This window comes from Rhizobium sp. WCS2018Hpa-16, assembly GCF_031843705.1.
GTDB classification, from domain to species: domain Bacteria; phylum Pseudomonadota; class Alphaproteobacteria; order Rhizobiales; family Rhizobiaceae; genus Agrobacterium; species Agrobacterium tumefaciens_C.
The window spans coordinates 205697-229244 of record NZ_JAVTIX010000004.1; the positions used below are offsets into that span (position 1 = coordinate 205697).

25 protein-coding genes are annotated in these 23548 nt (G+C 57.6%); 12 read left to right on the forward strand and 13 right to left on the reverse strand.

The window, feature by feature from the left end; genetic code table 11:
* Positions 1-219: 219 nt before the first annotated feature.
* Together RQI55_RS14960 and RQI55_RS14965 are read right to left on the reverse strand one after the other, a co-directional pair.
* Complete coding sequence (locus tag RQI55_RS14960) at positions 220-597, reverse strand: YkvA family protein (protein ID WP_192065491.1); 378 nt, start codon at positions 595-597, stop codon at positions 220-222.
* A 52-nt stretch (positions 598-649) separates the two neighbouring features.
* The gene (locus tag RQI55_RS14965) at positions 650-955 is read right to left on the reverse strand and encodes a 4a-hydroxytetrahydrobiopterin dehydratase (protein WP_243258100.1); all 306 of its coding nucleotides are present in this window, start codon (positions 953-955) and stop codon (positions 650-652) included.
* A 112-nt stretch (positions 956-1067) separates the two neighbouring features.
* Between RQI55_RS14965 and RQI55_RS14970 the strand changes: the two genes are divergently transcribed.
* Positions 1068-1547, forward strand: a complete 480-nt coding sequence (locus tag RQI55_RS14970; protein ID WP_311273131.1) for a low molecular weight protein-tyrosine-phosphatase — start codon at positions 1068-1070, stop codon at positions 1545-1547.
* Here RQI55_RS14970 and thpR read toward each other — a convergent pair.
* Both thpR and RQI55_RS14980 read right to left on the reverse strand, forming a co-directional pair.
* Complete coding sequence (gene thpR, locus RQI55_RS14975; protein ID WP_243258102.1) at positions 1481-2074, reverse strand: RNA 2',3'-cyclic phosphodiesterase; 594 nt, start codon at positions 2072-2074, stop codon at positions 1481-1483. The two genes, RQI55_RS14970 and thpR, sit on opposite strands and share 67 nt — an antisense overlap.
* A gap of 68 nt (positions 2075-2142) precedes the next feature.
* Complete coding sequence (locus RQI55_RS14980) at positions 2143-2793, reverse strand: arylesterase (protein ID WP_243258103.1); 651 nt, start codon at positions 2791-2793, stop codon at positions 2143-2145.
* A gap of 85 nt (positions 2794-2878) precedes the next feature.
* On the opposite strand from RQI55_RS14980, the gene RQI55_RS14985 reads away from it, so the two are divergent.
* The 3 genes from RQI55_RS14985 (at position 2879) to RQI55_RS14995 (ending at position 7164) form a co-directional block, all read left to right on the forward strand.
* Positions 2879-3589: an ABC transporter ATP-binding protein gene (locus tag RQI55_RS14985; protein WP_042615700.1), complete on the forward strand. Its 711-nt coding sequence runs from the start codon at positions 2879-2881 to the stop codon at positions 3587-3589.
* Positions 3586-6144 (forward strand): ABC transporter permease, encoded by a 2559-nt coding sequence (locus tag RQI55_RS14990; RefSeq protein WP_243258104.1) that lies wholly within the window; start codon positions 3586-3588, stop codon positions 6142-6144. The genes RQI55_RS14985 and RQI55_RS14990 overlap by 4 nt, the downstream gene beginning before the upstream one ends.
* Before the next feature lie 237 nt (positions 6145-6381).
* Positions 6382-7164: a Bax inhibitor-1/YccA family protein gene (locus tag RQI55_RS14995; protein ID WP_243258105.1), complete on the forward strand. Its 783-nt coding sequence runs from the start codon at positions 6382-6384 to the stop codon at positions 7162-7164.
* A gap of 69 nt (positions 7165-7233) precedes the next feature.
* Here the strand turns inward: RQI55_RS14995 and RQI55_RS15000 are convergent, their stop codons facing one another.
* The 3 genes from RQI55_RS15000 to acnA form a co-directional block, all read right to left on the reverse strand.
* Entirely contained in the window at positions 7234-7626 is a 393-nt protein-coding gene (locus RQI55_RS15000) for a DUF2794 domain-containing protein (protein ID WP_042615597.1), read from the reverse strand.
* A 287-nt stretch (positions 7627-7913) separates the two neighbouring features.
* Positions 7914-8633: a thioredoxin family protein gene (locus tag RQI55_RS15005; RefSeq protein ID WP_236727860.1), complete on the reverse strand. Its 720-nt coding sequence runs from the start codon at positions 8631-8633 to the stop codon at positions 7914-7916.
* A gap of 248 nt (positions 8634-8881) precedes the next feature.
* Entirely contained in the window at positions 8882-11575 is a 2694-nt protein-coding gene (gene acnA, locus RQI55_RS15010) for an aconitate hydratase AcnA (protein ID WP_243258106.1), read from the reverse strand.
* Between the two features lie 270 nt (positions 11576-11845).
* Here acnA and ccmA point away from each other — a divergent pair, with 270 nt between their 5' ends.
* The 5 genes from ccmA to RQI55_RS15035 all read left to right on the forward strand — a co-directional run bounded on the left by ccmA (position 11846) and on the right by RQI55_RS15035 (position 14796).
* Positions 11846-12487 (forward strand): heme ABC exporter ATP-binding protein CcmA, encoded by a 642-nt coding sequence (gene ccmA / locus RQI55_RS15015; RefSeq protein WP_243258107.1) that lies wholly within the window; start codon positions 11846-11848, stop codon positions 12485-12487.
* 61 nt (positions 12488-12548) lie between these two features.
* The gene (gene ccmB / locus RQI55_RS15020) at positions 12549-13208 is read left to right on the forward strand and encodes a heme exporter protein CcmB (RefSeq protein ID WP_192065230.1); all 660 of its coding nucleotides are present in this window, start codon (positions 12549-12551) and stop codon (positions 13206-13208) included.
* A 45-nt stretch (positions 13209-13253) separates the two neighbouring features.
* Positions 13254-14024: a heme ABC transporter permease gene (locus RQI55_RS15025; protein WP_042615602.1), complete on the forward strand. Its 771-nt coding sequence runs from the start codon at positions 13254-13256 to the stop codon at positions 14022-14024.
* On the forward strand, positions 14021-14197 hold the full coding sequence (gene ccmD, locus RQI55_RS15030) for a heme exporter protein CcmD (RefSeq protein WP_243258108.1): 177 nt from the start codon (positions 14021-14023) through the stop codon (positions 14195-14197). The genes RQI55_RS15025 and ccmD overlap by 4 nt, the downstream gene beginning before the upstream one ends.
* Positions 14194-14796 (forward strand): DsbE family thiol:disulfide interchange protein, encoded by a 603-nt coding sequence (locus RQI55_RS15035; RefSeq protein WP_243258109.1) that lies wholly within the window; start codon positions 14194-14196, stop codon positions 14794-14796. The genes ccmD and RQI55_RS15035 overlap by 4 nt, the downstream gene beginning before the upstream one ends.
* A 4-nt stretch (positions 14797-14800) precedes the next feature.
* On the opposite strand, the gene RQI55_RS15040 is transcribed toward RQI55_RS15035, so the two are convergent.
* From RQI55_RS15040 to RQI55_RS15065, 6 genes are all read right to left on the reverse strand, one after another.
* Positions 14801-15397: a DUF2585 domain-containing protein gene (locus RQI55_RS15040; protein WP_409233738.1), complete on the reverse strand. Its 597-nt coding sequence runs from the start codon at positions 15395-15397 to the stop codon at positions 14801-14803.
* Positions 15394-16044: a septation protein A gene (locus RQI55_RS15045; protein WP_243258110.1), complete on the reverse strand. Its 651-nt coding sequence runs from the start codon at positions 16042-16044 to the stop codon at positions 15394-15396. The genes RQI55_RS15040 and RQI55_RS15045 overlap by 4 nt, the downstream gene beginning before the upstream one ends.
* Positions 16045-16046: 2 nt before the next feature.
* Positions 16047-17495 carry a signal recognition particle-docking protein FtsY gene (gene ftsY / locus RQI55_RS15050; protein ID WP_243258111.1) on the reverse strand — a complete coding sequence of 483 codons (1449 nt, stop codon included), beginning with the start codon at positions 17493-17495 and terminating at the stop codon, positions 16047-16049.
* A 20-nt stretch (positions 17496-17515) separates the two neighbouring features.
* Entirely contained in the window at positions 17516-18790 is a 1275-nt protein-coding gene (mtaB, locus tag RQI55_RS15055; RefSeq protein WP_243258112.1) for a tRNA (N(6)-L-threonylcarbamoyladenosine(37)-C(2))-methylthiotransferase MtaB, read from the reverse strand.
* Positions 18787-19689 (reverse strand): diaminopimelate epimerase, encoded by a 903-nt coding sequence (dapF, locus tag RQI55_RS15060; protein WP_243258113.1) that lies wholly within the window; start codon positions 19687-19689, stop codon positions 18787-18789. The genes mtaB and dapF overlap by 4 nt, the downstream gene beginning before the upstream one ends.
* A gap of 121 nt (positions 19690-19810) precedes the next feature.
* The gene (locus RQI55_RS15065) at positions 19811-20881 is read right to left on the reverse strand and encodes an MBL fold metallo-hydrolase (RefSeq protein ID WP_243258114.1); all 1071 of its coding nucleotides are present in this window, start codon (positions 20879-20881) and stop codon (positions 19811-19813) included.
* Positions 20882-21202: 321 nt separating this feature from the next.
* On the opposite strand from RQI55_RS15065, the gene ffh reads away from it, so the two are divergent.
* The 3 genes from ffh to rpsP are packed head-to-tail and all read left to right on the forward strand — an operon-like array spanning position 21203 to position 23517.
* A complete protein-coding gene (gene ffh / locus RQI55_RS15070; RefSeq protein ID WP_243258115.1) occupies positions 21203-22780 on the forward strand; it encodes a signal recognition particle protein in 1578 nt (525 codons plus the stop codon).
* An 8-nt stretch (positions 22781-22788) separates the two neighbouring features.
* Positions 22789-23106: a chorismate mutase gene (locus tag RQI55_RS15075; RefSeq protein WP_042615611.1), complete on the forward strand. Its 318-nt coding sequence runs from the start codon at positions 22789-22791 to the stop codon at positions 23104-23106.
* Between the two features lie 33 nt (positions 23107-23139).
* Positions 23140-23517, forward strand: a complete 378-nt coding sequence (rpsP, locus tag RQI55_RS15080; protein ID WP_042615612.1) for a 30S ribosomal protein S16 — start codon at positions 23140-23142, stop codon at positions 23515-23517.
* Positions 23518-23548: the final 31 nt, after the last annotated feature.

The window sequence follows — 23548 nt, forward strand, 5'->3', positions numbered from 1 at the left end:
CTAGGTAAGTCCGTCATCTTCATATTGGCTAAAGATCGGTTACCAAACCGTCAACACCGATGCTAAAAGTCGATATTTGCATCGGGATGTAACAGGTCGGCAGGTCCCAGCGCCAGGCCACGGCGCACTGACGTGCACGCGTCCTGAGCACAGACACAAGAATTCAGGCAAGAATTTGTCGGCGTCTTCAAGGGCAGAAAACACCGGTTCACAGAGGCGTTACTCCTCGCTTATCCGCGCGATGGCGGCATCGGCTGCATCGTAATGCTCCATCTTGATATGGGCACGGATCATGGCCAGCGCTGCGGTCAAAACCGCGATGTCATCGGTAAAGCCGACAACAGCAAAAATGTCCGGCACGACATCGATGGGCAGGATGAAGTAGCCCAAGGCAGCCAGAAGAATGCCCTTGGCACGAAATGGCGTTTCGCGATCCGTTGCGCAATAATAAGCGGCAGCGGCATCGCGCGCAAATGGCACCTTGCTGGCCACGCGCTTCATCTTTGGCCAGAATTTGGAGCGCACCTGACGCTCGGTCTGCTCCTGCTGGTCCGGGTCACCCGGCAGCAGGATCTCGCCAATCTTCACATCATCCATGGTCATGTGTCCTGTGGTCATGAAGGATCATATAAGACATTGCTTTTGTGGTTCAATCGCTGCGCCCACGTGCGGCCTTCTCCATCGCGCCCGCCAGCAGGAAATCCCGCTCGGTAATTCCTTGAGAATCATGGGTGGTCAGGCACACCTTGACGCGCGAATAGACGTTCGACCATTCCGGGTGGTGATTGAGCTTTTCAGCCACCAGTGCGCATTGCGCCATGAACCCGAAGGCCTCCGCAAAATTGGCGAATTTGTAAGCCCTGACGATGGCCAGACCATCCTCGCGCAGCGACCAGCCTTGCAGCTTGGCGAGCTCAGTCTCGATCACGTCTTTGGCAAGTTTAGGATATTGCATTGGGCTGCCTTTCATCATTAAGGAGGAAACACCGTATCGCCTGTTTCGATCCAACATTGCTCTCGGTATCGCTTTTGCCGTGAAGCCACCCCTCATATATGGAGTACACAGGATGAAACCGACAGCCATCCTTTTTGTCTGCATGGGAAATATCTGCCGATCACCTCTTGCGCAGGGTATCCTCGCACATATTGTCGAAAAGCAGCAGATTGCACACCGGATCGTGATCGATTCCGCTGGCACGGACGCTTGGCACGTTGGTAATGCGCCGGATCCACGATCTGTTGCGATCGCGAAGCGTCATGGTATCGACATCACCAGACAAAAGGCACGGCAGGTAGAGCCATCCGATTTCGAAAAGTTCGACCTCATCCTGGCGATGGACACGGACAACCTCGCCAGACTTTCAGCAATCTGCCCGGTGCAATATGCCCAAAAGCTGCACCTGTTCAGCGATTATGCCACCGGCGATCGATCCAATGTACCGGACCCCTATTATGGTGGAGATGACGGATTCCAGACCGTCTACACCATGCTTTTTTCCGGCTGCATGTCCTTGGTCGCCAAGCTGGAGACAGGCCAGGCTTCCTGAAGCGGAAAGGCCTCTTCAACGATATAGGGACCACCGCCGACCGATTCCTTTGACGACATCAGCACAAAGCGTCCGATGTTGAAGGAGGAGGTGCGGAAATCTCCACGCCCGGACAGGTAGTGCACCACATCATCAAGCCTTGAGTGCCGAAGCCGCGCCAGCGTGACATGCGGGGTAAACTTGCGCGGATCGGGCGGAAGACCCAGCCGCTGGCACATGCGCTCAATTTCGCTTTGCAGCGCATTCATCTCGGCTGAGGCAGAAACGCCGGCCCAGATGGAGTGAGGCTTCTTAGAGCCGAAAGAGCCGATACCGGTCAGATTGACCTGAAATTCCGGCCTGTCGATCCTATCGAGCCGGTTGACGACTTCGTCAGCGGTGCGACCATCAATATCTCCGATAAAGCGGAGCGTGATGTGATAATTCTCCACATCGATCCACCGGGCACCCGGCAGACCACCGCGCAACAATGAAAGGCTCATGGCCGCATTGCGCGGAATTTCGAGGGCGGTAAACAGTCTCGGCATGGCGAGCTCCCCGAATCTCTTGGCAGAACAACCCTAGCGAATCATGCAACGGTGCGGGGCGCAAGCGCTTATTTTTTTTGCGCGCTGACAGCCTTTACGAAATCCTCGACCGTGGGCAGCGTTTTCTCGACCATTACGGCTATGCCTTTGGTGTTGGGATGCATTCTGTCCTCCAGCTGAAGGCTCTGATCCATCACGACGCCGTCCAGAAAGAACGGATAGAGTGGCAGACTATGCTTCTTCGCGAGGCGGGGGTAAATCTCGTTGAAACGCTTCCCAAAGTCACCGCCCATATTCGGTGGCGCCAGAATGCCGATCAGCAGAACAGGAATATTGCGCTTCTGAAGCCCGGTGATGATCGCATCGAGATTTTTTTCGGTCTCGTCGGGGGATACGCCCCGCAACGCATCGTTTGCCCCCAACTCAAGAATCACACCGTCGGTACCATCTGGAACAGACCATTCGGCACGCGCCAAACCGCCGGATGTCGTATCGCCCGAGACACCGGCATTGGTAATCGTAACATTGACGTTCTTGGCTTTCAGCGCGGCCTCTAGCTGGGCGGTGTAGCTATCGGTGGGCGGTAGCTGATACCCTGCCATCAGACTGTCCCCGAAACCGACCAATTGGACCGGCTTGTCCTGCGCCTGCGCGAAGGGGGCTGCCAACAAAGCGCAGCTGATGACGATGAATTGAGCGGTAGCGGCTTTAAAACCCATGGCGGTCTTCCTAATTTGTCTGGCACTGCCCGAAAATCGGACTGCTCTCCCGGATTGCCTTCAGCTTTATATAGGAACGCGAATTGTGACGAAAAGCATCATTGATCTTGATAAGGCCGATCTCACGCTCGGCAACGCCGCCGCCTCCGTTCACGTTCTCAAAAGCATCAATCTCAGCATCAATGAAGGCGAAGCCGTTGGCATTGTTGGGCCATCGGGTTCTGGAAAATCGACGCTTCTGATGGTTCTGGCCGGGCTGGAGCGTCTGGATAGCGGCGCGATCACAATTGCGGGAACCGAGCTGCACAAGCTGGGTGAAGACGCTCTTGCCGAATTTCGCGGTCGCAATATAGGCATCGTTTTCCAGTCCTTCCACCTCATTGCCAATATGACGGCGCTTGAGAATGTGGCTGTGCCGCTTGAACTGGCAAATGTCGCCAACCCCTTCGAGATTGCAAAGAAAGAGCTGACAGCCGTGGGACTTGGGGAGCGGCTGAACCATTATCCCGGCCAGCTTTCGGGCGGTGAACAGCAGCGCGTGGCCATTGCCCGCGCGCTCGCCCCCTCACCCGCCGTGCTGATTGCCGACGAACCGACCGGCAATCTGGACACCGACACCGGCAGGCAGATTGCCGATCTCCTGTTTTCCAAGCAGGCCGAGCGCGGCATGACGATGATCCTCGTTACCCATGACATTTCGCTTGCCGCCCGCTGCTCGCGCCAGATCAAGGTTCGCTCTGGTCAGATCGAAAGCGATAGCGCCGCCACGGTCGCCAGCCTGGCGGTTTCACAATGATGGGTGCTCTTCCGTCTCTGTTCAATATCCGCAACGCATTGAGGCTTGCCAGCCGTGAAATTCGCGGGGGCCTGCGCGGCTTTTACATTTTCCTCGCCTGTATCGCGCTTGGCACCGGCGCCATTGCAGCGGTTAACTCCGTTTCACGCGCCGTCACCAGTTCGATTGCAACGCAAGGCCAGTCGATTCTGGCTGGCGACGTGCGCTTCGAGCTTCGCAACCGTGAAGCCTCTGAACAGGAGCGCGCCTATCTCGATGGGCTGGGCGAGGTCGCCGTATCGACCGGCCTTCGCTCGATGGCGCGGCTTGCCGATGGTTCGCAGCAGACCCTGACAGAGGTCAAGGCGGTGGATGGTGCCTACCCGCTCTACGGCACATTCGAGGCCCAACCGGCGGCCCCGCTTTCACAGCTGCTAGCAAAACAGGGCGAGATCTATGGCGCGGTCGCAGCACCCCTGCTCCTTGAACGGCTAGGCATCAAGCTCGGCGATGAGCTGCTGGTCGGCAATGTTCGCCTGAAACTATCAGGCACTGTCGTCACAGAGCCGGATGCGCTATCGGATGGCTTTGGCTTTGCCCCGCGCCTTCTCATCAGCCGCGAAGCGCTGACCGCCTCCGGCCTGATCCAGAGCGGCAGCCTTGTCGAGCATGCCTACAAGATCCGCCTCAACGACCCATCAAAGCGCGCGACTGTTACCGACGATACCAATCGGGAATTTCCCAGCGCTGGCTGGTCGATCCGCACCAGCGACAGGGCCGCCCCGTCTCTGACGGAAAACGTCAATCGCTTCTCACAGTTTCTCACACTTGTCGGTCTCACCGCCTTGATCGTCGGCGGCGTGGGTGTTGCCAATGCCGTGCGCGCCTTCCTTGATTCCAAGCGCTCGACCATCGCCGCGCTGAAGTGCCTCGGCGCACCTGCCAGCGTCGTGACGATGACCTATCTTTTCCAGATCGCCTTCATCGCCATTATCGGCATCGCCATCGGTCTGGTGCTGGGGGCCATCACACCGCTCATTGCCATGCGTTTTCTGGAAGGCGTGTTGCCGGTACCGGATGAGCTCGCCATCTATCCCGGTCCGCTGTTTATGGCTGCCGTGTTCGGTTTGTTGACCACCCTTGCCTTTGCCATTCTGCCTCTGGGTCAGGCCCGCGAAGTGCCTGCGACGGCGCTGTTTCGTGAACAGGGCTTTGACGAAAACAAGCTACCGACATGGCCCTATCTTCTCGCCACCGGTCTGCTTCTGGCAGCGCTGGCCGGACTTGCCATCTACACCTCGCAAGAGCGTTTCATCGCGTCGGTCTTTCTGGGTGCCGTTGCGTTTGCTTTCGTTGTGCTGCGGCTCGTGGCCTGGGGCATCAAGGCGCTGGCCAAGCGAAGCCCGAGGGTGCACTCTGCCGCGCTGCGACTTGCCATCGGCAATATTCACCGTCCCGGCGCGCTGACACCGTCCGTCGTTCTCTCGCTCGGTCTCGGTCTGACGCTTCTTGTCACCCTGACACTGATTGACGGCAATCTGCGGCGCGAACTGACCGGCAGCCTGCCTGAACGTGCACCGAACTTCTTCTTCGTCGATATTCAAAGTGCCGATCGTGATGGTTTTCGTGATCTCGTCAAACGCGAGGCACCGGACGGTCTCTTGACCGAGGTGCCGATGCTGCGCGGGCGTATCCTCGCCTTCAACGGTCAGGATGTGACGAAAATGGAAGTGCCGGCTTCTGGCCGCTGGGTGCTGAGGGGTGATCGCGGCATTACCTACTCTGCCGATCTCCCTGAGAACGCAAAGCTGACTGCTGGAAAATGGTGGGAACAGGATTATAGCGGCGAACCGCTTGTTTCCTTCGCGGCGGAAGAGGCCGGCGAGCTTGGCCTCAAGGTAGGCGACACTGTCACCGTCAATGTCCTTGGTCGCAATATCACGGCCAAAATCGCCAATCTGCGCGATGTGCAGTGGGAATCCCTGTCTCTCAACTTCGTCATGGTGTTTTCACCTAACACATTCCGGGGCGCACCGCACTCATGGCTGGCAACACTTGCAGACCCCTCAGCAACACCCGCGCAGGAAGGTGAAATCCTTCGCACCATCACCAATGCCTATCCGACCATTACCAGTGTAAGGGTCAAGGACGCGCTTGATGTGGTCAATCGTCTGGTCGGCCAGTTGGCGACCGCCATCCGTGCGGCGGCTGCCGTCGCGCTTATTGCATCGGTTCTGGTGCTAGCCGGCGCACTGGCCGCCGGAAACCGGGCACGAACCCATGATGCGGTCATATTGAAAACGCTGGGCGGAACCCGCGCCATGCTGATCCGCGCCTTCTCCTATGAATATATGATCCTGGGATTGGCAACGGCCATCTTCGCGCTTGCCGCTGGCGGTGCCGCCGCATGGTTCGTCATCGCCCGCATTATGAAGCTTCCGTCGAGCTTCCTGCCGGATGTGGCGATCGCCACCATCGTCATCGCCCTCATCATGACGGTCGGTATCGGGCTAATCGGAACGTGGCGCATACTAGGCCAGAAAGCAGCACCGGTTCTTCGCCAGGCAGGGGAGTGATCCGAAAAGTTGCGCGCCACATAACTTTAACGGGTAAATCAGGTTTCTGATCGCCAAAACGTTATCGCATTTCGCGCATACGGTGTTTTTTCGGATCTGAAAGCTCTTGTATCCGCGAGGCGATATCCTCATATTCTTTGTTAGGCTTGCTGTAGCTCCGCAGCGGCGCCTGGGATATGGTCTCTAAGCGACGATATGCCGACACCGTAGCAATTTCGGAGCTCAAAAGAGGTAACAATGTCTGACTTCAACAACTACCAGAACCGTATGGCCCAGGGCCATGCACAGGCTGGCGCGATGATCGATGAAGGTCTGCGCACCTATATGGTCAAGGTTTATAACCTGATGGCCGTTGGTCTTGCGATTACAGGTTTCGCAGCGTTTTTCACATCGATGCTGGCGACCACAAATGATCCTGCGGCAGCTGTTGCCACGATGGGTAACGGCACGATGCTGACCAGCCTTGGTGCAGCCCTGTACGGCTCGCCTCTGCGCTGGGTCGTCATGCTGGCTCCGCTGGGTCTCGTGTTCTTCCTGAGCTTCCGCATTCAGAAGATGAGCGTTCCTGCCGCACAGGCAACCTTCTGGGGCTACGCAGCGCTGATGGGTCTTTCCCTGTCGTCGATCTTCCTGGTCTATACCGGCCAGAGCATCGTCCAGACGTTCTTCATCACGGCTGCTTCATTCGGCGCGCTGTCGCTCTATGGCTACACCACGAAGAAAGACCTGTCCGGCATGGGCTCGTTCCTGATCATGGGTCTGTTTGGCTTGATCATCGCGTCCATCGTCAACATCTTCCTGCAGTCGTCTGCCATGGGCTTTGCAATCTCCGCCATCGGCGTGCTGATCTTCGCAGGCCTGACCGCCTACGACACGCAGAAGATCAAGGAAATGTACTTTGACGGTGATGATGTCGCCACGGCTGGCCGCAAGGCCATCATGGGCGCCCTGACCCTCTACCTCGACTTCATCAACCTGTTCATGTTCCTGTTGCAGTTCCTCGGAAATCGCGACAAGTAAGTCTGGTTGAACACATAGAAAAGGCGGCCTCTGGGCCGCCTTTTTTTGTGGGATGCACAAACCCTACAATCACTCGATGAGCTTCAAGACCTTGTCGAAGACTTTCAGCACCTGCGGCAGTTCATGGCCGCGCTTCAAGATACGTCCATCCACATTCACGACGCTATAGGCACCCTGCTTAGAGGCGAGCTTGGGATTCTTCTCAATTCGGAAAAGCGGCATCTCGCCGGAGCGCTTGAAGACGGAAAAGACCGCCTTGTCTTTCAAATGGTCAATGGCATAGTCCCGCCATTCCCCCTCGCCGACCATCCGCCCATAGATGCGCAATATCGCATCCAGTTCACGTCGGTGGAATGTAATGGGCAAGACATCCTTGCTCTGCCTGTACTCTCTGATATCGACCACGGATGCGCCATCTCTGTGAGACAGGCCTTTACGCTCCAAATCCGGCTGATCTGTCATTGGGCAACCTCGCTCAACAGCAAATGACAATTTCACGACAGTCTGACCCCGTGAAAGCGGAAATGCAAGCCTTGCATGGCGGTGGGAAAGATACGCGCGCCGGTAATAATTAGGGCATGATGAACATCTTAAATTGCCCTATTTCCGTCAAATCATGGCCCGATTTGAGTGGGATATGACTAATGTCAATTGATGCCTCGGCACCAACATGACCCGGTCCGGTGCATTGACCCTTTACCCCCAGCCCCCAATGCCCGGATCGGATCTTCCCGCTTTTAAGCGGATACCTATTTCCCCGACGTCATGAGAACACTGGCCCCGATGATCGCTGCGGGATTCCCGCTTGCATCGCTCGTCTGCAAAAGCACGGCGCAGCCGCCGTCCTTTGCCTTGCTCATGATGCTTGAGGGCAGTTTGACCGTCATGGACGTTCCATCCCACATGCCCACCGTCTGCACGTCATAGACACTGTGCCAGTAGGATATGGTCTTGCCCTGATTGTCGCCCTTTTGCACGTCAACGACCTGCTCGCGGTTGAAATAGGCCACGACGACGTCGGCCTTGCCCTGGCCCGGACCAATCTCGATCGCAATCTCATCATCCACCCGGCGCGCCTTGACGGGCACGCTGAGGCCTTCTCCGGCCTTTTTGAATGCATCCAGCCGCGTATCGATTGCCTTCATGTCCGCGCCCTTGACGTGGTCGCGACCATTGATGACAGCCTGTGGCGTATAGACATTGTTGCGACCCAGAGCACGGGCATAGCCATATTGCCGCTCTGTATTTTCCTTGGATGCCAGCGAATCGGCCCAGCCCAGATAGTTCCAGTAATCGACATGATAGGACAGGCCGACCACATCGCCCTTCTGGATGAGTTTGCGCAGCGCCTCATCTGCCGGTGGGCAGGATGCGCAGCCTTGCGAGGTGAACAGCTCGACAACGCCCTTCAACTGCTCCTGCTGCTGCGCCATTGCGGGCACCGGTGCAATCGCTGCGAAGGCGCACATCGTAAGACCAACTCTGACAGGCCCGTATTTCAGCGACATTGCAAGAACCCTTGTCTGGACGTGTCTCCAGACCATTGATGCTATCAATTCCTGTCGGGACGCCCGGCGAAAATAACGCGAGTGGCCCTTCAATAGAAAGTAACGATGGGGTGAGTGCCGATCACGAAGCAAGCTTCACCAGAATACCCCATCATAATACGCAAAACGCCGGGATTTCTCCCGGCGCTTTTTTCATGATGTGGCAATAATTATGCAGCCAGGTCGCGAAGAACCGTCTGCAGAATGCCGCCATTGTTCATGTAGATCACTTCATCCAGCGTATCGATGCGGCAAAGAAGCGGAACTTCCTTCACTGTACCATCGCTGTAGGTGATCTTGGCGATCTTCTTCTCGCGCGGTTTGATGTCGCCTTCGAGACCATCGATCTCAACGGTTTCATCGCCCTTGAGGTTGAGGCTTGCCCATGTCGTGCCTTCTTCGAAGACGAAGGGAACGACGCCCATGCCGACGAGGTTGGAGCGGTGAATACGCTCGAACGACTGCGCAATCACGGCCTTAACGCCGAGCAGGTTGGTACCCTTCGCAGCCCAGTCACGGGAAGAACCGTTACCGTATTCAACGCCTGCAAAGATGACGAGCGGCGTGCCTTCAGCCTTGTACTGCATGGCTGCATCGTAAATCGACATCTCTTCCTTGGACGGATAGTGGATGGTGTAGCCACCTTCCTTGCCGTTTGGCCCAAGCATGTGGTTGCGAATACGGATGTTGGCAAACGTGCCGCGCATCATCACTTCATGGTTGCCACGGCGTGTGCCGTACTGGTTGAAGTCGGCAACGCCCACGCCATTGTCGGTGAGGTATGCACCGGCAGGCGAAGCAGCCTTGATCGAACCGGCCGGGGAAATGTGGTCGGTGGTGATCTTGTCGCCGAAGAGACCGAGAACGCGCGCGCCCTTGATGTTCTTCAAGCCTGTGCCGGTCTTGCCCATGCCCACGAAGTAAGGCGGGTTCTGAACGTAGGTCGACTTGTCGTCCCAGGCATAGGTCTGGCCCGGAGGAACCTGAACGGCCTGCCAGTTTTCATCACCCTTGAACACGTCAGCATATTTGGACTCGTAGAGTTCACGCGTCACGTATTTCAGGATGAATTCCTGGATTTCGGCAGATGTCGGCCAGATATCCTTGAGGAATACAGGCTCTCCGTCGGAACCAATACCGAGCGGCTCTGTGGTCAGATCCTTCTGGACCGTACCGGCCAGCGCGTAAGCAACAACCAGCGGGGGGGAGGCAAGGTAGTTCGCCTGAACGTCTGGCGAGATGCGGCCTTCGAAGTTACGGTTGCCGGAGAGAACGCCAGCGGTGATCAGACCCTTGTCATTGATGGTCTTGGAAATCGGTGCTGGCAGCGGGCCGGAGTTACCGATGCAGGTCGTGCAGCCAAAACCAACAAGGTTGAAGCCGATCGCATCCAGATCCTTCTGAAGACCGGACTTCTCGAGATATTCACCAACAACCTGGGAACCAGGTGCCAGAGATGTCTTTACCCAAGGCTTGGATGTCAGACCCTTGGCAACGGCGTTGCGAGCCAGAAGACCGGCAGCAATCAGGACGGATGGGTTAGACGTGTTGGTGCAGGACGTGATGGCGGCAATAGCGACGTCACCATGACCGAGGTCGAAATCCGTGCCTTCGACAGGGTAACGATTGTCGAGCTGGCCTGGCTTCTTGTAGTCGGCTTCCAGAGCAGCCGCGAAACCGGAAGCGATGCCTTCAAGCGCAACGCGACCTTCGGGACGCTTTGGACCAGCCATGGATGGCACAACTTCGCCGAGATCGAGTTCCAGCGTGTCGGTGAAGACGAGATCGGCACCGTCGCCGGTACGCCACATGTCCTGCGCCTTGGAATAGGCTTCAACGAGCGCGATGCGGTCCTTGGTGCGGCCAGACATGGTGAGGTAGTTGATGGTTTCGCCGTCAACAGGGAAAAAGCCGCAGGTCGCGCCGTATTCCGGACCCATGTTGCCGATGGTCGCACGGTCAGCCAGCGTCATCGAATCAAGGCCGGGGCCGAAGAATTCAACGAACTTGGAGACAACGCCCTTCTTGCGCAGCATCTGAACGACAGTCAGCACGAGGTCGGTGGCGGTTACGCCTTCCCTGACCTTGCCTGTCAGCTTGAAGCCGATAACTTCAGGCAGAAGCATGGAAACCGGCTGGCCAAGCATGGCCGCTTCGGCTTCGATACCGCCAACGCCCCAGCCCAGAACGCCAAGACCATTGATCATGGTCGTGTGGCTGTCGGTGCCAACGCATGTATCCGGGTAAGCGATGGTTTCGCCGTCTTCTTCCTTGGTCCAAACGGTCTGGCCAAGATATTCGAGGTTAACCTGGTGACAGATTCCTGTGCCTGGTGGAACGACGCGGAAGTTCTTGAACGCCTGCTGGCCCCACTTCAGGAAGCGGTAACGCTCGCCATTGCGCTCATATTCCAGCTCAACGTTGCGCGCAAATGCTGTCGGCGTGCCGAATTCATCAACGATAACGGAGTGGTCGATGACGAGATCGACAGGAACCAGCGGGTTGATCTTCTCGGGATCGCCACCCAGCGCCACCATCGCGTCGCGCATGGCAGCAAGGTCAACCACGGCTGGAACGCCGGTGAAGTCCTGCATCAGAACGCGAGCGGGGCGATAGGCGATTTCGTTTTCGACGAGGCCCTTGTTGTTCAGCCAGTCTGCAACAGCCGTGATGTGTTCCTTGGTAACGGTCTGACCGTCCTCAAAGCGCAGCAGGTTCTCAAGCAGAACCTTCATGGAGTAGGGCAGCTTGGAAACGCCTGTCAGGCCATTCGCTTCTGCTTTTGGAAGGCTGAAATAAACATAGTCCTTACCATTGACGGTAAGCACAGAACGACAATTGAAACTGTCTAGAGATTTAGCCACGGATAATGCCCCGCTTCCTCTGATAGCCAACACGCGCGTGCGGACACCAATGCACTTAAGCACATCAGGATGCGGGTACGGTCATTTCCGCTGTCCGCACGAGAAGCTGCTTTCGCAACCTTCAGGTCCGGCGCTATATGATGATCACGCCGACCGCTGGCGTGGTTGACACCCATATAGATAATTTATGAGAAACGTGCCAGACCGGAAAAACACCTAAATCGATTTTTTTGCCAACGAGATGATTAAAATCTTAAACGAGATGACACCATGCTGCTAACAGCAGAAAATCTGGCCGTCCGTCGTGGCGAAGACCTAATATTCATGAATGTTTCCTTCAAGTTAAGCTCTGGTCAGGCTATGCTCCTGACGGGACCGAACGGGTCTGGAAAGTCGACGCTTTTGCGGGTGATTGCGGGCCTTTTGCGCCCCGAAGCAGGGAGCGTGACCATAGCCGGCGAAGGACTTGAAACAGACGTTCGCGCCTCCGAGGCAAGCCACTATCTCGGCCACCGCAACGCGATGAAGCAGGATCTGAGTGTTTTCGAAAATCTCAATTTTTGGAAGAAATTTCTCGGCGATTTTGATGGCGGCAGCTCTCTTGATATCGAAGAGGCGGCAGAAGCGGTTGGCCTCGCCAGCATTACCCACCTTCCTTTCGGATATTTGTCTGCCGGTCAGCAGCGCCGATTCGCCATGGCCAAGCTGCTTGTCGCATGGCGGCCGATCTGGATCCTGGATGAACCGACCGCCGCACTCGATGCGAGCGCCGATCTCATGTTCACCGGGCTGGTGAAGACGCATCTGGAAAAAGGTGGCATGGCCGTCGCCGCAACCCACCAGCCGCTGGGGCTGGAAAATGCACAGGAATTGCGGATGACCGGTTTTGCCGGGGTGGAGGAGGCATGGTGACTTCGCTGTCCCCACATCTGATAGTCGGGCATATGGTTGACCCTTGCGAAAGCGGCACAGCATGATCGCCCTTTTCCTGCGCGACCTGAAACTCTCCATCCGGGCTGGCGGCGGCGCGCTTATCGGCGTGCTGTTTTTCATGACCATCGTGGCCGTCATCCCATTCGGGGTCGGCCCGGACCTTAATCTGCTCTCGCGGATCGGACCTGCCATCGTGTGGATCGGCGCGCTGCTCGCTGCCCTGCTCGGCCTCGACAGGCTGTTTCAGGCGGAGCGCGACGATGGATCGCTCGACCTCATCCTCATGCAGGAAACGCCGCTGGTGCTGACGGTTCTGGTCAAGTGCCTGGCCCACTGGACAGCAACCAGCCTGCCGCTGGTGCTCGCATCGCCGCTGCTGGGCCTGTTCATGAATATGAGCGAGGTCGCCATCGGCGCTGTGATGCTGACCCTTCTGGTGGGCTCACCGGCGCTCACATTCATCGGCGCCGTCGGTGCGGCGGTGGCCGTGGCGCTTCCGCGTGGGGGGCTTCTGGTGTCCATCCTCGTGCTGCCCTTAGCTGTTCCCGTGCTGATCTTCGGTGTCAGCGCATCCTATGCGGCGGTTCAAGACCCCTCGCCCTTCATGCCACCCTTCCTCATTCTCATTGCAATCACGCTTTTTTCATCGGTCGTGGGGCCGTTCTTTGCCGCTTTGGCACTGCGCAGTTCCATGGATTGATAAGGATCAATTGCCGCAATCCCGGTCTCATTGTAGAAAGACGCCATGAGCGATACGAGCCTTGCCATTACCAAGTTTAGCGACCTTGCCAACCCGACGCGGTTTCTGGCATTGGCCGCTCGCATTTTACCATGGCTGGCAGGGCTTTCCGCCCTCTGTCTGGCCGCTGGCCTCTATATGGCCTTCACAACCGACAGCGATTACCAGCAGGGCAACACCGTGCGCATCATGTATGTCCACGTGCCAGCAGCATGGCTTTCCATGATGTGCTATACCGTCATGGCCTTGTCTGCCATCGGCACGCTGGTCTGGCGGCACCCGCTGGCAGATGTCGCGCATAAATCGGCAACCCCGATTGGCGCAGCTTTTACGCTGATTGCACTCGTCACCGGCTCGCTGTGGGGAAAACCCATGTGGGGCACGTGGTGGGTGTGGGATGCGCGGCTGACCTCCGTTTTCATTCTGTTCCTGATGTATCTCGGCCTCATCGCCTTCAATAAGGCCATGGATGATCCATCCAAAGCCGCCCGCGTCAGTGCGGTTCTCATTCTTGTCGGTTTCGTCAACATACCCATCATCAAGTTTTCGGTGGAATGGTGGAATACGCTCCACCAGCCAGCCAGCGTTCTGCGCCTCAACGGCCCGGCCATCGCACCGGAATTTCTGTGGCCGCTGCTGACCATGGCCATTGGTTTCACCCTGCTGTTTTTCACGCTGCATCTCGCCGCCATGCGCAATGAAATCTGGCGCAGGCGCGTTTCTGCCCAGCGGCGAATAGCGGCGCGTCTCGCCAGCCGGGAGAAGGCCAAGCCATGAGCCATACATTTTATATCGGCATGTCCTATGGTTTGACCGGGCTCATCGTCGCCGTCCTGATCGGCTGGATTTTTCTGGATGGGCGCGCCCGCAAACGCGAAATGGCGCAGCTCGAAGCCTCCGGCATCGGCCGCCGGGCGCACAAGCCCAAGGTGGAGCAACCAGCACCATGACGAAAGAAACGCAAGTCGCTACGGCCTCTTCGGGTAAGAAGGCGCGCTACATTCTGGCGCTGCTGCCCTTGCTGGCCTTTGCGGGCTTTGCTGCCATTGCCGCCAAGATGCTCTATGAGCAGGATGTGAATGGGCTAGACGTCAGCGCCATTCCATCGGCACTGATCAACACCAAGGCACCGTCGCTATCCTTGCCGCCGCTGGAAGGCGCCAATGTCCCGGCGCTGACCGATGCTGCCATCAAGAACAAGCTCACCCTCGTCAACGTCTTTGCCTCCTGGTGCGTGCCCTGCAGGCAGGAACATCCGATGCTGAAAGAGCTGGCCAAGGATAACAGGCTGAATGTGGTTGGCATCAACTACAAGGACAAATCAGACAATGCCATCCGGTTTCTGGGCGAACTCGGAAACCCCTATGCCGCCATCGGTATCGATCCGAATGGCAAGGCAGCCATAGACTGGGGTGTTTACGGCATTCCCGAGACCTATCTGGTCGATCAGGCAGGCACCATCGTTTACAAGAAGGTCGGCCCCATCGATGTCGCGACCTATGAGCGCGAGATCATTCCGGCCATCGAAAAGGCTGCCGCTGGAAACTGAGCGATCAGCCAGCTGGAAGGGCGTTCTGCCATTCCTTGATGGCGTCGATGGGCGTGACCAGCATCAGCACATTCAAGGTGAGGTTATCGCGGATGAGCCAGCCGGTGAATATCTCGAAGACGATGGCGACAAGGATGGTCAGCCACACCGGCACGCGCATCGCAAAGAAGAAGCCGAGCACCATGAAGACGGTATCCATGGCCGAATTCAAGATGCTGTCGCCGCTATAACCCAGTGCCATCGTCGCGGTGCGGTAGCGATCAATGATGATGGGTGAATTTTCCAGAAGCTCCCATGCAGCCTCGATCAGCACCGCGAAGGAAAGCCGCATGGATATCGGCTGCTTGCGAAACAGAAGCCATGCCAGACCATAAAACAGGAAGCCGTGGATGATGTGTGACGGCGTGTACCAGTCAGCCAGATGCTGGGAATTGCCGGGCGTGTTCACACCGGGCTCAAACAGCTTCACATAGCCGCATTCGCAAATGGGCAAACGCCCCATCGCATAGAGAATGACGATCTGCAGAACCAGGATAGCGGCAGCAACACCAAACCAGATATGGGCGGAGGAACGGGCCCCATGCATCGGCGCAGATGTCATTTCTTATCCTTCATCAACGGCTCAAGCGAGTGACGCATGATGAGCGGCATTTGTGCCATGGTGAAGAGAATGGTGATCGGCATCGTGCCCCACACCTTGAACGCCACCCATGTATCGGTAGAAAATCCGCGCCACACGACTTCATTCAGCACCGAGAGAAACAGAAAAAAGAAGCCCCAGCGGAATGTCAGCTTGCGCCAGCCCTCGTCATTCAGCTTGAAGGCCGAATTGAACACATAGCCCAGCAACGACTGGCCAAACAGCAGACCGCCCAGCAGGATAACCCCAAACAGCGCGTTCACGATGGTCGGCTTCATTTTGATGAACGTGTCGTTTTGCAGATAGAGCGTCAGCGCACCGAAAACGAGCACGACAATGCCCGAAATCAGCGGCATCATCGGCAAGGTGCGGGTCAATATCCATGAAGCGGTCAGCGCGACTGCCGTGGCAATCATGAAAAGACCGGTGGCAATGAAGATCGGGCCACCGAATTCCGTCAGCACAGGAAATGTCTTTGCCAGCCATTCGCCGCGGGAGTTGGCAAAGAAGAACACGACCAGCGGGCCAAGCTCCAGAACGAACTTCAGGAGCGGGCTGATCTCACGGACCATTTTTTCGCTTTCGCGCTGATTGCTTTCCACGTCCATCGTCACACTCCCGCAATCGCCTTGGCGAAATCTTCTGCCTCGAATGGCTCCAGATCATCAACACCTTCGCCAACGCCGATGAAATACACCGGCAATTTATGCTTGGCTGCGATGGCAACGAGGATACCGCCGCGCGCCGTGCCATCCAATTTTGTCATAATCAGGCCGGACACACCCGCCACATTGCGGAAAATCTCGACCTGATTGAGCGCGTTCTGGCCGGTTGTCGCGTCCAGCGTCTGCAAAACCGTGTGCGGCGCGTCGGGATCGAGTTTGCCAAGAACGCGCACGATCTTTTCCAGCTCATCCATCAGCTCGGTCTTGTTCTGCAAGCGCCCGGCCGTATCGATGATCAGCACGTCGCATTTCTTCGCTCGTGCCTGCTCAAAGGCATCATAGGCAAGACCGGCCGCATCCGCACCCAGCTTGGTGCCGATGAACTCCGATCCGGTCCGATCCGCCCAGATTTTCAGCTGCTCGATGGCCGCTGCGCGGAACGTGTCACCTGCCGCCAGCATGACCTTAAGGCCCGAGCCGGAGAGCTTGGCTGCCAGCTTGCCGATGGTTGTCGTCTTGCCAGTACCATTGACGCCAACCACGAGAATGACATGCGGCTTGTGCGAGAGATCAAGCTCAAGCGGCTTGGCAACCGGTGTCAGAACCTTGGTAATTTCGCCCGCCATGATACGGGCCACATCTTCGCCGCTGACATCCTTGCCATAGCGTTCAGAAGACAGTGCGCCAGTGATGCGCATGGCCGTTTCCAGACCAAGATCGGACTGGATCAGCAAATCCTCCAGCTCGTCCAGCGTGTCTTCATCCAGCTTGCGCTTGGTGAACAGCGCGGAAATCTGGCTGGTGAGCTGCATGGACGTGCGCGACAGGCCAGCGCGCAGGCGCTGGAACCACGACAGTTTCTGCTCCGGCTCAGCTTCCACAGGCTCAACGCGCGCGCTTGGCAAGGCAAAGCCTTTGGGCAGAACAGGAGCCGCGGAGGTTTCGCTCGTCTCTGTGGCTGTTACCGCTTCTGCCTCGTCCAGCAGGGCATCCATGGCCAAAGTATCGAGTGGCGCGTCCGGATCAGCCAGCTCCTGCATTTCCGTTACGGGCAGCGCTTCAGCCTCGGCTTCGGCCTGCAGAAGAGACAGCGGCACCATGCCCATATCGCCAACCTGTTCAGGGCCGGGCAAAAGCGGTGCATCGTCCTCTTCGTCTTGTTCGGCTTTCCCGTCGGCGCTCACATCATCAGAGGCAGGCCCGCCAGCTGTCTCCATCTCAAGGGAGGAAACCGGATCGTCGGCCACCGGCGCATGCGCCTCCGCTTCGATTAGGACATCTTCGAACGACGCATTCTCATTGGCCTTTTCAACCGCGACATCGGCATCCTGCCTGTCCGTGTCGGCCTTGTCCTTGCCAAAGGAGAAGACTTTTTTGATGAAGCCGAGGGCCATATGTGTTCCGTATCTTTACGTCAGGCGGCCTGTGCGGCCAGACATTGCATATCCAGGTGTTTTCCGTTGTGACCGGTAATCAGCACCTGCGCAAGTGTGCGGGGCTCAAGTCCGGGTGCAGCAACGAGCGTGAAATTGTCCGTATGGGCAAAGCCGTTGTTTTCAACAAGAATGGTTTGCTGCGTTCCCACCATGCGCTCCAGATGCGCATGGCGCAAATTCTCGCCGCGTTCGCGAAGCCTTGCGGCCCGCTGCTTGATCAAGCCACGGTCGAGCTGCGGCATGCGCGCGGCAGGCGTGCCGGGACGCGGGCTATAGGGAAAAACATGCAGGTTGGAAATTCCGCATTCTTCCGCAAGGGTCGCCGCGTTCTCAAACATCTCTTCGGTTTCGGTCGGAAAACCGGCGATCATGTCGGCTCCAAACGCGATATCAGGCCGCAGCGCTCTGACATCCTCACAGAAACGAATGGCATCCGCGCGCATATGCCGACGCTTCATGCGCTTCAAAATCATGTCGTCGCCATGCTGAAGCGAAAGATGCAGATGCGGCATGAAACGTGGCTCATCCGCAATTAAATCCAGCAAATGCCTGTCAGCCTCGATACTGTCGATGGAGGAAAGCCGCAGACGCAAAATCTCCGGCACCTGTTTCAGCAGCGTCTTTGCCAGATAACCGAGCGTTGGTTCTCCCGGTAGATCGGCACCGTAGCTGGTGGCATCCACACCGGTCAGCACGATTTCGCAATAACCGTTTTCGGTCAGTTTGCGGGCCTGCTCCACCACGGCACCCATCGGCACGGAGCGCGAATTGCCGCGACCATAGGGAATGATGCAGAAGGTGCAGCGGTGGTCGCAGCCATTCTGGACCTGAATGAAGGCGCGCACATGCCCGTCAATATGCTTGATCATCTGCGGCGCGGTGGCCTTGATGCTCATGATATCGTTGACGCGCAGCTTTTCTTCCGCCGAAACGCCGAAATCCGGCAAAGCACGGTAGGACACGCTTTTCAGCTTCTCCTCATTGCCCAAGACAGCATCGACTTCCGGCATATCGGCAAAGGTCTGCTTTTCCGTCTGCGCCGCACAACCGGTGACGATGATGCGCGCATGGGGATTTTCGCGGCGCGCACGGCGGATGGCAGATCGGGCCTGACGCACCGCTTCGCCCGTCACGGCACAAGTATTGACCAGCACGGCATTGTTCAGCCCCGCCTTTTCCGCCTCGGCCCGCATGACCTCGGACTCGTAGGTATTGAGGCGACAGCCAAAGGTTATGACCTCGACGCCACTCATATAACAGCAGTTTCCTGTGCTGCTTCGCGCTGCCAGGCACCCGTGACAGGATCGACCTGCCCTGCCCATTCCCATTCCGCAGGGCCAGTCATAATGACGTGATTGTCCGCCCGCCACTCGATTTTCAAGGGAATGCGAACAGGGCTTGAGGCAACATCGATCTCGACAAGGCGGCCGGTGCGGCCCGTGCGGGCAGCAGAAACGGCAGCGGCACAGGCGGCAGACCCACAGGCTAGCGTCAGACCCGCACCACGTTCGAATGTGCGCGTGCGCAGGGCACTGTCAGAGATGACCTGCGCTAGCGTGATATTGGCCTTCTCCGGGAACATGGGGTGGTTTTCCAGAAGCGGCCCGAAGCGTTCCAGATCAAACTCCATGGGATCGCGGTCCACCCAGAAGATTGCATGGGGATTGCCCATGGACATGACCGCAGGCGAATGCAGCATGGGATTGTCGATTGGCCCGATCTGAAGCTCGATGCGGCTGGTATCGTGGAATTCTTCAGACAGCGGGATCTCGTTCCAGCCAAAGCGTGGCAAGCCCATATCGACTGAGATCATGCCGTCATCATGTTCGGAAGCGTTCAAAATTCCCGCAACAGTCTGGAAGGTAAAGCTTTTCTTGCCAGTCTCAGAGGCCAGCGCTTGCACGACGCAGCGCGTGCCATTGCCACAAGCCTGCGCCTTTGTGCCATCGCAATTGAGAATATCGATATAGGCATCGGTTCCGCTGAGCCGCGGATCGTGGATCGCCATGATCTGATCGAAGGCCGTGTCGGCATCACCATTCAGCGCAATCGCGGCATCGGGCGTGACCATATCCTTGCGGCCGCGCATATCAATGACGAGGATCTTGTTGCCAAGCCCATTCATTTTCGCAAATTCGACCCTGTTCGACATGTTCCTGACCCGTTTGAGATATGTGCAGGCGCAGTCGCCCCGTTTTTCCCTATATGGCGGAAATGCCTGCGCATTACCAGTGTCAGGTCACCACCAGTATCAGGTCACCGGGGCGGCGCCATCACGCAGCGGGAACGTCGAAGACTTCGCTGGGGCGCATGGGGCGGAAGCGGTCTTCGGGCACGTTGTGTTGGCTGAGCGCTGCCTTCAACGCAATCAGCGGCGCATCGATGGCTTCATCGGTCAGTTGAACCGTGCCCCAATGGTGGCCGCAGGCATAGGCAGCACCACAGATCTTCATGCCCTCAACGGCTTCCGTCGGGTTCTGGTGCTGGCCCTTCATGAACCAGCGTGGCTCGTAAGCGCCAAATGGCAGGTTTGCCAGACGGAAGCTTCCATGTTTCTTGGCAGCGGCATGGTAGTTCAGGCCCCGGTGAAAACCGGTATCGCCAATGTGGTAGATCTTGCCACCGGGCGTTTCCAGAACGAAAGCTGCCCACAGCGCCATGCGGCGATCATTCAACCCACGCGCCGACCAGTGATGGCACGGCTCAAAATGGATTTTCACATCGGGGGCAACCGCCAGCACATCGCCCCAATCGCCCGTCGAAATCTTCGCGGCCTCAACGCGGGTGCGGATGACGACGTCATTGCCGAGCGGCGTGATGAAGTGGGGTTTGTGGTGAATGTGAAGTTGCTGCAGCGTTTCCAGATCGAGATGATCATAATGATTATGCGTGATCAGCACGAGATCGATCGGCGGCAGATCTGCAAATTGCACCCCGGGCGGATTGACGCGCTTGGGCCCGACAAAGCTGAAGGGGCTGGTACGCTCCGACCAGACCGGATCGATCAGAATATTCAGCCCCGCCGTCTGGATGAGAAAGGATGCGTGGCCGATGAAGGTGACGCGCATGTCTTTACCATTCACGCGCTCATCGGGCTTCACGAATGGAAACGGGCTCGGATAGGCCTCTGGCCACGTCGCCTTTTGCCCGTCGAAGCGCCATTTCATCAGATCGACAAATCCGTTCGGCGTCTCCCCACCGGGATTGAAAAACCGTGCGCCATCGAAATGGTCCGAAAGCGGGCCTTTATAATAGGCGCTTGCGCTGGACTGGCGCGCATAAAGACCACCACCCGCCAGAAGCGCTCCGAGCAAAGAGAGTTTGAAAAATTTGCGTCTGTTCATGATAAATCTATAGGTGCAGCCCGAGACCTCTTCAAGCAGGCAGATGCCCGGTTACGGTAATTTGAGATGGCACGACGCCCACCTCTGCGCCAAAAATCCTTGGCCGCCTTGACTCTGGAAGCCTTTTCCTGTTAACCCGCGCCAATCAGCTGGCAGTTTCATGACCGCAGCCGCCGACCGGGACCCGCAAGGTATAGAAGATCCCGGAGGCAAACATCCGACAGCGCGATGCGCCCTCGGGTGCTTTTTGGCTATGCATCTTGTTTTTGACAGCAAAAGCACCGACGTTTCGGTTACCCCGGAACGAAGAAGGATGACGCAATGTTTGAAAACCTCCAGGACCGCCTTGGCTCCATTCTGAATGGACTGACCGGCCGTGGCGCGCTTTCGGAAGCCGATGTAACGGCTGCCCTGCGCGAGGTTCGCCGTGCGCTTCTGGAAGCGGACGTCGCGCTGGAAGTCGTGCGCTCCTTCACCGACAAGGTGCGCGAAAAAGCCGTCGGCGCGTCAGTCCTCAAAGCTATCAAGCCCGGCCAGATGGTCGTCAAGATCGTTCATGACGAGCTTGTCGAAATGCTGGGTTCCGAAGGCGTGGCGATCGATCTCCATGCAGCCGCCCCTGTCGTCATCATGATGGTGGGTCTTCAGGGCTCTGGTAAGACGACCACAACAGGCAAGATTGCAAAGCGCCTGACAGACCGTGACAAGAAGAAGGTGCTGATGGCATCTCTCGACACGCGTCGTCCGGCAGCTCAGGAACAGTTGCGCCAGCTCGGCGTTCAGACCGGCGTCGATACGCTGCCGATCATTGCTGGACAATCGCCGACCGATATTGCTTCGCGCGCCGTACAGGCTGCCAAGCTCGGCGGCCATGATGTCGTGATCCTCGATACTGCAGGTCGTACCCACATCGACGAGCCGTTGATGATGGAAATGGCCGACATCAAGAAGAAGGCCAAGCCGCACGAAATCCTGCTGGTGGCCGATAGCCTGACCGGTCAGGACGCCGTCAATCTGGCGCGTAACTTCGATGAGCGCGTTGGTATTACCGGCCTCGTTCTGACCCGTATGGATGGCGATGGTCGCGGTGGCGCGGCCCTCTCGATGCGTGCCGTCACCGGCAAGCCGATCAAGCTAATCGGTACCGGCGAGCGCATGGGCGAGCTGGAAGAGTTTCATCCCCGCCGTATCGCCGACCGTATTCTCGGCATGGGCGACATCGTTTCGCTGGTTGAAAAGGCTGCTGAAAACATCGATGCGGAAAAAGCCGCAGCGATGGCCAAGAAAATGCAGTCGGGCAAGTTTGATCTGAACGACCTTGCTGACCAGCTTGGCCAGATGAAGAAAATGGGCGGCATGGGCGGCATCATGGGTCTGATGCCCGGCATGGCCGGCATGAAGGACAAGATGGCGGCGTCGGGTCTCAACGACAAGATGTTCGACCGCCAGATCGCCATCATCTCATCCATGACCAAGGCCGAGCGCGCCAACCCTGATTTGCTCAAGCACAGCCGCAAGAAGCGCATTGCTGCCGGTTCCGGCACCGACGCTGCTGAAATCAACAAGCTGCTCAAGATGCATCGCGGCATGGCCGACATGATGAAAGCCATGGGCGGCAAGGGCAAGGGCGGCATCATGAAGCAGATGATGGGCGGCCTTGCGGGCAAGATGGGTCTGGGCGGCGGAATGGGCGGCATGCCTGATCTGGCCAATATGGATCCCAAGCAGCTCGAAGCGCTTCAGAAACAGGCAGAGGCCGCAGGTCTCGGCAAGCCGGGTGGCATGCCACCGGGTCTTGGCGGCATGGGCGGAATGCCTGGTCTTCCCGGTCTGGGTGGACCCAAGCTGCCGGGCCTCGGCGGTCTTCCGGGTCTTCCCGGTTTCGGCAAGAAGAAGTGAGAGCAGCGATGATCGACACAGACGTAAAAGCTCAACTTTCGCAATACCGCCAGTCCATCGACAACATCGATGCAGCGCTGGTGCATATGCTGGCAGAACGGTTCCAACGCACCAAGGCGGTTGGCGTTTTGAAAGCAACCTACGAATTGCCGCCGGCAGACCCGGCGCGCGAAGAATACCAGATCGAACGCCTGCGCCGCCTGGCAAAGGATGCAGATCTGGACCCGGATTTCGCCGAGAAGTTCCTGAACTTCATCATCAAGGAAGTCATCCGGCACCATGAAGCCATTGCCGCTGAACATAACGGCATCGAAAAGACCGCCTGATCGGCGGACTAGCCATTCTTAAGGAGAAATAACATGGCACTGAAAATTCGTCTCGCACGCGGTGGTTCCAAGAAGCGCCCGTACTACCAGATCGTTGTTGCTGACGCCCGTTCGCCACGCGACGGCCGCTTTCTGGAAAAGGTAGGTTCCTGGAACCCAATGCTTGCCAAGGACAACGCTGATCGCATCCAGATCGATGCTGACCTCGTCAAGGAATGGATTGCCAAGGGCGCGCAGCCAACAGACCGCGTTCTGCGCTTCCTCGCAGAAGCTGGCATCGCGACCCGCGACACACGCAGCAACCCTGAAAAGGCAAAGCCAGGCAAGAAGGCTGTTGAACGCATGGCCGAGAAGAAGCAGAAGGCTGATGACGCCGCTGCAGCAGCCGCAGAAGCTTCTGCTGCTGAATAAGTCCGGTTTTTAAGACAGCAACGGGTGGTGT